The sequence below is a fragment of the Corynebacterium sp. MSK073 genome, assembly GCF_030232085.1.
Taxonomy (GTDB): Bacteria; Actinomycetota; Actinomycetes; order Mycobacteriales; family Mycobacteriaceae; genus Corynebacterium.
In genome coordinates this window covers 154,697-166,090 of sequence record NZ_JASPIY010000005.1, presented here as the reverse complement: position 1 = coordinate 166,090, position 11,394 = coordinate 154,697, and the positions used below count along the sequence as shown (strand labels likewise).

10 protein-coding genes and 1 tRNA gene are annotated in these 11,394 nt (G+C 60.0%); 5 read left to right on the top strand and 6 right to left on the bottom strand.

Annotated features, from left to right (window positions below):
• A partial coding sequence (locus QP970_RS05150) for a hypothetical protein (protein WP_284869755.1) occupies positions 1-188 on the top strand: 188 nt, incomplete at its 5' end.
• 164 nt (positions 189-352) lie between these two features.
• On the opposite strand, the gene QP970_RS05145 is transcribed toward QP970_RS05150, so the two are convergent.
• The 5 genes from QP970_RS05145 to QP970_RS05125 form a co-directional block, all read right to left on the bottom strand.
• A tRNA-Arg gene (locus tag QP970_RS05145) sits at positions 353-426 on the bottom strand.
• Positions 427-479: 53 nt separating this feature from the next.
• Positions 480-2,036: an alpha/beta fold hydrolase gene (locus tag QP970_RS05140; protein ID WP_284869754.1), complete on the bottom strand. Its 1,557-nt coding sequence runs from the start codon at positions 2,034-2,036 to the stop codon at positions 480-482.
• A gap of 111 nt (positions 2,037-2,147) precedes the next feature.
• A complete protein-coding gene (locus QP970_RS05135; protein WP_239267802.1) occupies positions 2,148-2,768 on the bottom strand; it encodes a LutC/YkgG family protein in 621 nt (206 codons plus the stop codon).
• Positions 2,765-4,270, bottom strand: coding sequence for a lactate utilization protein B (locus tag QP970_RS05130; protein WP_284869753.1), 1,506 nt, complete (start codon positions 4,268-4,270; stop codon positions 2,765-2,767). Before QP970_RS05130 ends, QP970_RS05135 begins: the two co-directional genes overlap by 4 nt.
• Entirely contained in the window at positions 4,270-5,055 is a 786-nt protein-coding gene (locus QP970_RS05125) for a (Fe-S)-binding protein (RefSeq protein ID WP_239267798.1), read from the bottom strand. The genes QP970_RS05130 and QP970_RS05125 overlap by 1 nt, the downstream gene beginning before the upstream one ends.
• Positions 5,056-5,279: 224 nt before the next feature.
• Between QP970_RS05125 and argS the strand changes: the two genes are divergently transcribed.
• From argS to thrB, 4 genes are all read left to right on the top strand, one after another.
• Positions 5,280-6,932 carry an arginine--tRNA ligase gene (gene argS / locus QP970_RS05120; RefSeq protein WP_284869752.1) on the top strand — a complete coding sequence of 551 codons (1,653 nt, stop codon included), beginning with the start codon at positions 5,280-5,282 and terminating at the stop codon, positions 6,930-6,932.
• A complete protein-coding gene (gene lysA, locus QP970_RS05115; RefSeq protein WP_284869751.1) occupies positions 6,933-8,270 on the top strand; it encodes a diaminopimelate decarboxylase in 1,338 nt (445 codons plus the stop codon). It abuts the gene before it with no gap.
• A gap of 178 nt (positions 8,271-8,448) precedes the next feature.
• On the top strand, positions 8,449-9,792 hold the full coding sequence (locus QP970_RS05110) for a homoserine dehydrogenase (protein WP_284869750.1): 1,344 nt from the start codon (positions 8,449-8,451) through the stop codon (positions 9,790-9,792).
• Between the two features lie 23 nt (positions 9,793-9,815).
• Positions 9,816-10,745, top strand: a complete 930-nt coding sequence (thrB, locus tag QP970_RS05105; protein ID WP_239267790.1) for a homoserine kinase — start codon at positions 9,816-9,818, stop codon at positions 10,743-10,745.
• Here the strand turns inward: thrB and QP970_RS05100 are convergent.
• The gene (locus QP970_RS05100; protein ID WP_239267788.1) at positions 10,732-11,391 is read right to left on the bottom strand and encodes a helix-turn-helix transcriptional regulator; all 660 of its coding nucleotides are present in this window, start codon (positions 11,389-11,391) and stop codon (positions 10,732-10,734) included. The two genes, thrB and QP970_RS05100, sit on opposite strands and share 14 nt — an antisense overlap.
• Positions 11,392-11,394 lie beyond the last annotated feature (3 nt).

Below are 11,394 nucleotides of genomic sequence, written 5' to 3'. Positions count from 1 at the left end.
AGCACGTGCTGGCCCCTGACACCATCACACTGCATGCTCTATCGAAAGGTAGAAACACCACTCAAACGGACTTGACCTTCCGCGTGTTCCGACACCAAGAAAACCTTCCATTCGTTGGCTGGAAAGACGGTGGAATTTTCTATGTTCTATGGATAGAGACTAAATATGGGGATCTTTACTCACATTAAAGCGGAGCCCGCGACTTTGACCTTGCTAGACCCAGCCCGTCTCACAATTTTCGTTCGGCGTTCGGGATGATTGGTCCTTCCTGAACCCTCGGTGGCTACATAATCCGAAAACGGGGCGCATAGTGAAACCCCTCGCTGGCAAAAGCGAGGGGCTAAAAATTTTGTGTCCCCGACAGGGATCGAACCTGCGACCTTCGGTACCGGAAACCGATGCTCTAATCCGCTGAGCTACGGAGACATCGCTGGGAAAATTCCCAACGATGTGATTCTAGCGCATCGGCAGCCGCGGAACTAAATCAGGCCCGGTGCGTCTGCGGTGGTTACCTCACCGGTGCGCAGATAGTGCACGCCAATCTCATCGACGGCCTTATTACCCAGCGCAAAGTGCCCGTGGCCGGGGCCGTGGACGGTGACGACGCGCGATTGCATGGGCTGGGAGAGTGCCTCGTGATACTGGTACGGGGTCTGCGGATCGCCCGTACCTTGGATTTGCAGCGGTTTGGTGGCAAGGTGCGAGCCATCGAGTGGAGCCCCGCCTGTAACGGGTCCGCGGCCGCCGCACCCGGCGCCAGATCCATACATGGAATTAACCAGGGAGAAAATATCGCCGGTGACAAAGTTGGACCATAGATAAGTGGGGAAGAGCCACGGGTTGCCGGCGACGGTGTTCTCGTTGCAGACGATGAGGTTTTGCATATTCATCGTCTGGATAGTTTGCTGTTGCACCGCGCGGGCAAGCTCCGGGTCATCGACGACCTCGAGGGGCGTGCTGCCGTTTAAGTACTTGGCAAACTCATCCCAGTGCGCGGGCATAGGAACGACCTCGCGGGTCTTACCCAAGGTGATTGAGGCGCGCTGGTCCGCTTGTGGGTTAAGCGCCTTGTTGGCGAGGAATTCCGCCTGTACGCGCAGCTCACCCGTGGCGGTCATGATGTCCGCGCCCGGCTGGCCGGCGAACTCGAGCCCTGGGGGAAGGTCGCCGATTTTCGCATCCGGTGGCAATACGGTGGGACGGGCACCGGCTTCCATGGCGACTTTCTGCGACCACTTTTCATAGACCTGAAGTGGGGTAGTGCCTAAGTGATAGGTGGCGTCATTATCCGCAATGAACTGGAACAGATCGTGCAGCGCATTCTCATAACCCTGCTGCTGCGAGGCGAAGATGCCGTTCCACGCCAACTGGGGGCTCATGCCGGAATCGAGCAGCACCTTGCCGGTGTGCTGCGGATACTTGGTGGCGTAGGCGGAACCAAGGTAGGTGCCGTAGGAAACACCGGCGATGTCAATGACGTCCTCGCCCAGCGCTTGGCGCACCATCTCCCAGTCTTGGGCGGTATTGGCGGTGGTTAAAGAGTTGGTATAGCCAGGGGTATTCTGCTCGCAGGCGTCACGAGTAGCCTTGCCAATCTGGGTGGTGGCCTCGATGGGATTGAAGTTCGGGGTGGTAGCGCAGTCCACCGGGGTGGAACCGGGCAGGCCGCGCGGCTGGACGCCGATCAGATCCCACTCGTTGCGAATTTCCTCGGGCCATTCGACGGCATCGTTTCCAGCCCAAGAATAAGCGTCGCCGCCTGGGCCACCTGGGTTGGTAAAGAGCGCGCCGCGGCGCGCATCTGGTTGTGCCGCGGGCACGCGAACGAACCCGACGCTAATGGTGCCGGCCGCGGGGTTATCGTAGTAGGTAGGCACCTCTACCCGGCCGCACTCGGCGCCATTGAGGTTGACCTGTTCGGGGCAATCCTCCCAGGTGATGTCCGGCTCCGTCGCCGCGGCGGTGGGGGCTGCCACGCCCAGCGCGAGGGCGCTAGCGCACACTACGGTAGAGATTTTTCGAGAAAAAGAAAGCATAAGCTAAAGCTCCGACTCCTATAACGTTTGTCAGAGTTAGCTTATGCTTCTTTCAGGTTCGTGGCAGGAATTTCCACGTGACGGGTGCCCTAACTCGGCACCCTAGCCACGCTACTTCACAATAATCACGATCAGATCGCGCGGGCCGTGCACGCCTTCGACGCGCGAGAGCTCGATATCGGAGGTCGCGGAAGGGCCAGAAATCCACGTTGCGGGCTTGTCAGGGTTCATCCGGGAAATGACCTCGGGGATACCGTAGACAATCTCGTCGCGGCGGACGATACAGATGTGACGGTCCGGTACCAGCGTCAGGGCGCGGCGGCCGCAGCGGGAATCGGACTGCAACACAATGGTGCCGGTCTGTGCGGAGGACACGAGGGACTCGGTGACGACGGCATCGGCATCGTCAAGCTCGCGCGGATCCGCGTCTTCGTCGTCCGGGCGGGCAGGAAGGCCATCAAAAAAATCGGCATTCATGCCTGGGGCGTAGCGGATGTCGGTGCAGTTGCGGTCGTGGACGATGGTATCCAGCGTCTTTTTCAGATCGCGTTCCTCCGTGACGTGGACTTCTGCCTTGTAATCCTCGAGGCGATCGACCAGAATTTCGCGCAGTTCATCATCATTCAGCGTGCCTTCGCGCTGGTATTCGCGCGGCACATCGACGTGATCTGGGAGCCCAGCCTGTTTCTGCGCCGAACGAATGCGGTTTAGGATGTCTTGCTTTGCGCTCACTTGGTGGCCTCCTTACGGGCATTAGCCAGCAGCTCTTTGCCTTCATCGGAGTCGAACCATTGGCGGAAGGATTTCTTCGGCGGAATCGCGGTATCGCGGCCATCGGACCAACCGGACATAAATAGCGGCAGCGACTCGATGGTGCCGTTGAATCCGCCCATCACGCGGCCAAGTGTCACGAGGTGGGTGACCTTATCCCACATCTTCGGGTTGTCCCAGAGCAGCTGCACCGTCTTGAACAGCTTCGGCTCGATCGGCGAGGCAGCGTGGGTGACCTTCTGATGGCGGTTTTCCACGATGACATCAGAAAGCGGAATCTTCACCGGGCACACGTCATCGCAGCGCCCGCACAGCGAGCAAGCATACGGCAGGCTTGCTGATGGATCGTTGTGGTCCTTCATGCCGGTAAGTTGCGGAGTCAGCGAGATACCGATGGGGCCCGGGTACACGGAGCCATAGGCGTGTCCGCCGGCGCGCTCGTAGACTGGGCAGACATTGAGGCAGGCCGAGCAACGGATGCACTTTAGCGCCTGGTGACCAACGGGCGAAGACAGTGCTGCGGTGCGCCCATTATCCAGCAAGACGATGTGGAAGTTCTGCGGGCCATCGCCCTCCGTCACACCGGACCACATGGAGGTATAGGGGTTCATGCGCTCCGCGGTGGAGGAACGAGGCAGCAGCTGCAGGAAGACTTCCAGGTCCTGGAAGGTAGGCACGAGCTTTTCGATGCCCATGACGGTAATCAGCGTTTCCGGCAACGTCACGCACATGCGGCCATTGCCCTCAGATTCGACAACGTTGACGGTGCCGGTTTCTGCCACACCAAAGTTGGCGCCGGAGATGGCGACCTTGGCCTTCATGAATTGCTGGCGCAGGAACTGGCGGGATGCCTCGGCCAACTCGGCGGGCTCGGCCTTCAGCGAGTCGTCCGTATTGGGCATTTTATCGACGAAGATATCGCGAATTTCCGCGCGGTTTCGGTGAATTGCGGGCACCAGAATGTGCGATGGCATATCGTCACCAAGATGGACGATGAGCTCTGCCAAGTCGGTTTCCTGGGCGTGGATTCCGGCGTCTTCGAGGTGCTCGTTCAAGCCGATTTCCTGGGTAGCCATGGACTTAACCTTGACTACGTCGGTTTCGCCCGTTTCGCGGATGAGACCTTCAATGATCTCGTTGGCTTCCTTGGCATCGCGTGCCCAGTGGACGATGCCGCCGCGGTCAGACACGGCCTTCTCAAATTGCTCGAGCAATTCCGGCATGCGGGCTGCGACGTCCTCTTTGAGGGCAGAGCCGGCGTTGCGGAGCAGCTCCCAGTCATCCACTTCCTGCACGGTGTTAGCGCGCTTTTGGCGGATGGTGGTGGTCGCGTGCTGCAGGTTATGACGCTGGGTAGCGTTATTCAGCCCGACGTGCGCGAGCGGGACGAAGGCCTTGCTGCCGCGCAGGTTGCCGTAGCCTTCAGGGGCGCGTGGTGGGGTGGTGTCGAGGAAAGAGGTCATTAGAGCATCGTCTCCTTGGAGTAAGCGGCGGAGTTTGGCTGCCACGGGTGTTCCTTCGTGGAGGCCAAAATCTCTGCCATGTGTAGGGCGCGAATGCCGGAGCGCTGGCGGTGGAGCGCGCCGCCGATATTCATCAGGCAGGACGAGTCACCAGCGGTAACGTACTCGGCTTGGGTGTCTTTAATGTGGCGGGTTTTATCGGAGACCATTGCCTGGGACACCTCTGCATTCTTCAGGGCAAACGTGCCGCCGAAGCCGCAGCACTCTTCGCTATTGGCTAGTGGTGCCAAGTCGATGCCCTCGACTTCTTGCAAAAGCTTGTAGGGGCGGTCTTCCAGCTTAAGGAAGCGCAGGCCGTGGCAGGCTGAGTGGTAGGTCACTCGGTGTGGGAAGAAAGCGCCGACGTTGGTCACGCCTTCAATATCGACCAAAAATTCCGTGAGATCGTAGGTCTTTCCCGCGGTCTTCTGCGCGCCATCGACATCGGCGGAAGTGCCGAAGCGGTCGGCAATGCTTTCGTGGCGGTCGCGAACTGCTGCAACGCAGGAACCGGAGGCGGCCACGACGTAGTCAATGGAAGGATCTGCGAAGGCATCCGCATAAGAGCGGATCATCCCCAGAGTTTCCTTTTGGTAGCCGGTGTTGATGTGCATCTGGCCGCAGCAGGTTTGCTCCTCCGGAAGGACAACTTCGTGACCTAACCGGGAGAGAACCAATGCCGTCGCCTTTTGGACGTCCGGGAAAAGGGTGTCACCAATGCAAGTAGAAAAAAGCGCAATGCGCATACGGTGCTCCTTATTAGTTTTTAAGTCATGGAGGTGTCATTAACACTACACATTCACTGCGTGGAATGTAGTGTGAATCACGTTCTACCAGCATATATTTTGTAATATATATCGCAATATAGGTTTGCCTAAGAGGTCTATTAAATGAGTGATCTCCGCCCGCGGAAATGTTAGCCAGTGCTTCTTTTCGCACGTGTCGGGGCAGTGAACTAGACTCTTGCCACATGACTCCAGCTGATTTGGCCACCTTAGTTAAAGAATCCGCCACCGAGGTCATGGCAGAACATGACCTAGACGCGTCCGTATTGCCGGAATCTGTCACGGTAGAGCGCCCCCGCAACCCAGAACACGGTGACTACGCCACCAACCTTGCACTGCAGGTGGCCAAGAAAGCCGGCGCGAATCCGCGCGAATTTGGTGGCTGGTTAGCGCAAAAATTAGCCCAGCACGATGCCATTGCGGAAGCCGATATTGCCGGGCCTGGATTTATTAATATCCGCTTAGCCGCCGCTGCCCAGGGTGAGATTGTCGCCCAGATTCTGCAGGCAGGCGCGGACTACGGTTCGAATGACTCCTTTGCAGGCAAGAAGATTAACCTGGAATTTGTGTCTGCCAACCCCACGGGCCCGATTCACCTGGGCGGGACGCGGTGGGCCGCCGTCGGCGATTCGCTAGGCAGGGTACTCACGGCTTCCGGTGCAGAAGTCACCCGCGAGTACTACTTCAATGATCACGGCGGCCAGATCGATCGCTTCTCGCGCTCCCTTGTTGCCGCAGCTAAAGGCGAGCCCACGCCGGAGGACGGCTACGGCGGAGATTATATTCGCGACATCGCAAACGCGGTTGTGGAAAAGAACCCCAACGCGCTCGAGGGCGATGCTGCGCAGGTGCAGGAGGCCTTCCGCGCCGATGGCGTAGAGATGATGTTTGCCCAGATTAAGCAGTCCCTGCATGAATTTGGCGTGGACTTTGATGTCTACTTCCACGAAAATTCACTGTTCGAATCTGGGGCGGTGGACAAGGCGCTTGAGACCCTGAAGTCTGAAGGTCACCTTTATGAGGCGGACAACGCGTGGTGGCTGAAATCGACCGACTATGGCGATTCTAAGGATCGCGTCGTGGTGAAATCGGACGGCAATGCCGCGTACATCGCCGGCGATATCGCCTATGTGGCCGATAAATTCGACCGTGGCCATGACCTCAATATCTATATGCTGGGCGCTGACCACCACGGTTATGTCCCGCGCTTGAAGGCGGCGGCAGCTGCCTTGGGCTATGACGCCGATGGCGTGGAGGTGCTCATTGGTCAGATGGTCAACCTGTTGCGCGATGGCAAGCCGGTGCGCATGTCCAAGCGCGCGGGCACTGTGATCACCATTGAGGATCTGGTCGCCGCCATCGGCGTCGATGCATCGCGGTATTCGCTGGTGCGATCTTCTGTGGATCAGTCGATCGATATCGATCTGGGCCTGTGGGAGTCGCAGTCCTCGGATAATCCGGTCTACTACGTGCAATACGGACACGCGCGGTTGTGCTCGATCGGGCGCAAGGCAGCGGAGCTGGGAGTTAGTTCCGAAGGTGCGGACCTGTCGCTGCTGGAGCATGAGCGCGAAGGCGACCTTATCCGCACCCTCGGCGAGTTTTCCGCCGTGGTGGCAGATGCCGCGGAACTGCGCGAGCCGCACCGAGTGGCGCGCTATGCCGAAGAGCTGGCGGGCGTGTTCCACCGTTTTTACGACACCTGCCAGGTCCTGCCCAAGGCGGGGGAGGAAGAGCAGCCCATTCACAGCGCACGCCTCGCATTGGCGGAAGCATCCCGCGTCGTCCTGTCCAATGCCTTGACCATGGTGGGCGTGAGCGCACCGGAGAAGATGTAAATGGCTGATTTCAACGAGCTACCCGCGCACGTGTGGCCGCGGAACGTGAGCCGCCAAGAGGACGGCGTCGTTACCGTGGCGGAAGTGCCCTTGCCGGATTTGGCAGAGGAATTCCAGACTCCGCTCTACGTCTTCGATGAGGACGACTTCCGCTCGCGGTGCCAAGATATGGCGCGTGCCTTCGGCGGGCCGGATCACGTGCACTATGCTTCCAAGGCGTTCATTTCCAAAAAGGTAGTGCAGTGGGTCAATGAAGAGGGCCTGTGCCTCGATGCTGGCGCGCTCAATGAATTAAAGATTGCGCTCGCCGCAGAGTTCCCAGCCGCGCGCATTACCGCGCACGGCAATAATAAGGACGAGGAATACCTGCGCCTGTGCGTGGATGCGGGCGTGGGCCACGTGGTCATCGATAATGAGCAGGAGCTCGAAGAGCTCAACCGTATCGCCGGTGAGGCGGGCGTGGTGCAGCCGGTGATGATTCGCGTCAAGCCGGGCGTGGACGCGCATACCCACGAGTTCGTGGCCACCTCGCACGAGGACCAGAAATTCGGTATTTCCCTGGCCACGGGTGCGGCTTTTGCTGCCGCGAAGCGCTGCCTCGAGGTGGATAACCTCCACTTGAGCGGACTGCACTGCCACGTGGGCTCCCAGGTCTTTAATGCTGAGGGCTTTAAGCTCGCCGCCGAGCGCGTGCTGGAGCTCTACCGCCAAATCCACACCGAGCTGGGCGTTGACCTTGCCGAGCTGGATTTGGGCGGCGGCTTTGGTATTCCATATATGCCCTATGAGGAAGCGCTGGATATTGACCGCGTGGCAAAGGACATGCTGCGAGCTGTGGACCAAACCGCGGAAGAACTCGACATTAAGGCGCCGTTCCTCCTCGTGGAGCCGGGTCGCTCCTTGGTGGCGGGTTCTGCCGTGACCGTCTACCGCGTGGGCACGGTCAAGGACGTGGAAACCGGCAAGGCCGATTTGCCGGTGCGCCGTTATATTTCCATCGACGGGGGAATGTCCGATAATATCCGCCCCGCGCTCTATGGTTCCGAATACGATGTGCGCCTGGTGAACCGCTTTAGCGATGGTGAGATGGTGCCCTCGCGCATCGTGGGCTTCCACTGCGAATCCGGCGATATCTTGCTAGAAGAAGGCGAATTGCCCAATGATATCCAGTCGGGGGACTTGCTCGCCTTCGCGGCCACCGGTGGGTATCAGTACATGATGTCGTCTCGGTATAACGGCGCGGTGCGCCCGGCTGTGGTGGCAACGCGCGTGGGAAATACCAAACCCATGCTGCGGCGCGAAACCATCGAGGACCTCTTGTCCTTGGAAGTGGATTAAGTCAGTACTACCCCCGTTAAGCAGGTGCCGCATTCGGCCCGTGCGGCGGGGGTTTTCTGTAGCTGAACGAATATTATCCCCCGCATGTCGCAATATAGACAGCTCGTTCTGTATAGTGTCCTGTAGCCGCGTAAAGCGGGGGACATTTTCCACCACTAAACCAACATGGAGACGGACTATGGATGCTTCAAACAGTGAGCTACAGCTACATTCGCGTACCGGCAAGGGCGAAGGCGAAACCGTTGGCATTGCACTGCTTGGATTCGGCACCGTGGGCGCGGAAGTCTTCCGCCTCTTAGATGAAAAGGCGGATGCCTTTGCTCACCGCATCGGCGGGCCGGCAGAGATCCGCGGCATCGCAATCCAGAACAAGAACAAGCTGCGCCCGGGCGTGCCTAATGAGCTGCTGACTGATGATGCCAAGGCCCTGATCTCCCGCGATGATATCGACATGGTGGTGGAGGTTATCGGCGGTATCGATTTCCCGCGCGAGCTGGTTTTGACCGCGCTTAATTCCGGCAAGTCTGTGGTGACGGCTAATAAGGCGCTCGTTGCCGCGCATGCTGATGAATTGGCCGAGGCTGCGGAACGCTCCGGGGTTGACCTCTACTTTGAGGCCGCCGTGGCCGCCGCCATTCCGGTTGTGGGTATGCTGCGCCGCTCCCTGGCGGGCGACCAAATCGAGCGCATTTCCGGCATCGTCAACGGCACGACCAACTACATCCTGGATGCCATGGAGTCCACCGGCGCCACCTATGACGAAGCCCTGGCGGAAGCTACCCGCTTGGGCTATGCCGAGGCGGATCCCACCGCGGACGTGGAGGGCCACGACGCAGCATCGAAGGCCGCCATCATGGCCTCCATCGGCTTCCACACCCGCGTGAAGTTCGAGGACGTGCACTGCGAGGGCATTACCGATATCACTGCAGACGATATCGCCGCGGCAAACGATGCCGGCTATTCCATCAAGCTGCTGGCCATTTGTGAGCGCCTCCGCCGCGAGGATGGATCCGAAGTGGTCAACGCGCGCGTGCACCCGACCCTGGTGGCTAAGGATCACCCGCTGGCTTCTGTCAGTGAGTCCTATAACGCCATCTTCGTCGAGGCTGAAGCCGCCGGGTCGCTCATGTTCTACGGCAATGGTGCCGGCGGCAACCCTACTGCCTCGGCAGTGCTTGGCGATGTCGTCGGTGCCGCCCGCAATATCGTGCACGGCGGTCGCGCGCCTGGCGAGAATACCTACGCCAACCTGCCCATTGCAGACTTTGGCGAGGTCGATACCCGCTTCCACATCGATATGGAAGTCCAGGACCGCGCCGGCGTCTTGGAAGCCATTTCGGCGCTCTTCGCACAGCATGGGGTATCCCTGCGCACCGTGCGCCAAGAAGACGGCGAGGACACCGCGCGCCTTATCGTGGTCACCCACGCCGCCAAGGAAGCAACCCTGGAAAACATCGTCTCCGCCTTGGGCGAGCTCGATGAGGTCAAGGCCGTTCACTCGGTCATCCGCCTGGGCAGCTAAATCGGTTCGATATATTAGTCACCATGAGCATCGAAGTTGAAGTCGGCACCAAAGCGATAGTCACCGTCCCCGCCTCCACGGCGAATTTGGGACCGGGATATGACACCCTCGGCATGTCACTGAGCATGTACGACACCGCCGAGGTGGAGGTCATTCCCTCCGGCCTCGAGGTGGAGATTTTTGGCGAGGGGGCAGAAGAGCTCCCACGCGATGGATCGCACCTGATGGTCAAGGCCATCCGGTCCGCACTATCTGCCGCCGAAGCCACGGTGCCAGGGCTGCGCGTGGTATCGCATAATACGATTCCCCAATCGCGCGGCTTGGGCTCTTCTGCCTCCACGGCGGTCGCCGGCGTGGCCGCGGGCAATGCGTTGGCAGGCAGCCCGCTGATCCAAAAACAGCTGGTGCAATTGTCCTCGGCGTTTGAGGGACACCCGGATAATGCCGCGGCCTCGGTGCTGGGCAGCGCCGTGGTCTCGTGGACGACGGTGCCCGTCGATGGCCGCTCCTTGCCGGAATACAAGGCCGCTACCATCAACGTGCATCCCGATATCCGGGCGACCGCGTTGGTGCCGGATTCCCACGCCTCCACCCAGGCGGTGCGCCGCGTGCTGCCCTCGCACGTGACGCATTCCGATGCCGCCTTTAACGTCTCCCGCACCGCCGTCCAGGTAGCCGCATTGCAGAATTACCCGGAATTACTGTGGGAAGGCACCCGCGACCGCTTGCACCAGCCGTATCGCGCAGACGTGCTCCCCGTGACCGCGGAGTGGGTGAACCGCCTGCGCAACCGCGGGTACGCCGCCTATCTTTCTGGGGCGGGGCCGACGGTGATGGTGCTGCACACGGAGGACATCGACGAGAGCATTCTTGATGATGCCCGCGAGCAGGGCCTGCGCGTCTTCGATCTCAAGGTCGCGGGCCCAGTCCGCGTGGAAGTTACACAGGCTTAATCTCGATCTGGCAGACCTCGGGGCGCTGCATCGGGGTTAAGGCAATGTCCGTGTCCGTGCCGCTGGCTTCTTGCAAAAAGCCAGCGTGTATGGCGCAGACAAAGGGGCTCGGCGTGGTCCCGGAGGAGACGAACGGGCAGGCATTCAGCTCGATTTCGGAAGGATCCGCGCCCTGCGAAGGATCAAACCCCATATCGCGCAGGGTGGCAAAGAGGGTATCGAGCGCGCCGCTCTGGATATCCGCGCCCGTAGCGCGCGCCCATTGCCGCCCCAATTCCCGGGCCTGTGGGGAAGAGAAATCATCGAGCTCTTCCTTGCCCGCGAGCATGGAGGTCAGCACGCTAATGAGGCTGACGTATTCCTCTGCGATGGCACGGTTATCCGGCACGCGGGCCTGGTACACCAGGGAAGGGCGCCCGCGCCCAGAGCTGCGTTCTGGAACGGCGGTGATGGCGCCAACCTGAATGAGCTCATCGATGTGCCCGCGCGCGGTATTGACGTGCATGCCTAAATCTTTTGCTACCTCCGCTGCACGGGCTCCTCGCGAATAATGCTGCAGCTGCGTGAGCACCTCGCGCTGCTTAGGAGATAGCTTGAGCGCTTCTGGGAAAAGGTCGGAGCTGGGGCGTGGGAGCGAATTGGGCATGCG

Excerpts from the sequence above, each read along its gene's own strand:
- lysA (WP_284869751.1), top strand. The coding sequence starts at position 6,933 with ATGGCTGATTTCAACGAGCTACCCGCGCACGTGTGGCCGCGGAACGTG.
- thrB (WP_239267790.1), top strand. The coding sequence starts at position 9,816 with ATGAGCATCGAAGTTGAAGTCGGCACCAAAGCGATAGTCACCGTCCCC.
- QP970_RS05125 (WP_239267798.1), bottom strand. The coding sequence starts at position 5,055 with ATGCGCATTGCGCTTTTTTCTACTTGCATTGGTGACACCCTTTTCCCG.
- QP970_RS05100 (WP_239267788.1), bottom strand. The coding sequence starts at position 11,391 with ATGCCCAATTCGCTCCCACGCCCCAGCTCCGACCTTTTCCCAGAAGCG.
- QP970_RS05140 (WP_284869754.1), bottom strand. The coding sequence starts at position 2,036 with ATGCTTTCTTTTTCTCGAAAAATCTCTACCGTAGTGTGCGCTAGCGCC.
- QP970_RS05110 (WP_284869750.1), top strand. The coding sequence starts at position 8,449 with ATGGATGCTTCAAACAGTGAGCTACAGCTACATTCGCGTACCGGCAAG.
- QP970_RS05130 (WP_284869753.1), bottom strand. The coding sequence starts at position 4,270 with ATGACCTCTTTCCTCGACACCACCCCACCACGCGCCCCTGAAGGCTAC.
- argS (WP_284869752.1), top strand. The coding sequence starts at position 5,280 with ATGACTCCAGCTGATTTGGCCACCTTAGTTAAAGAATCCGCCACCGAG.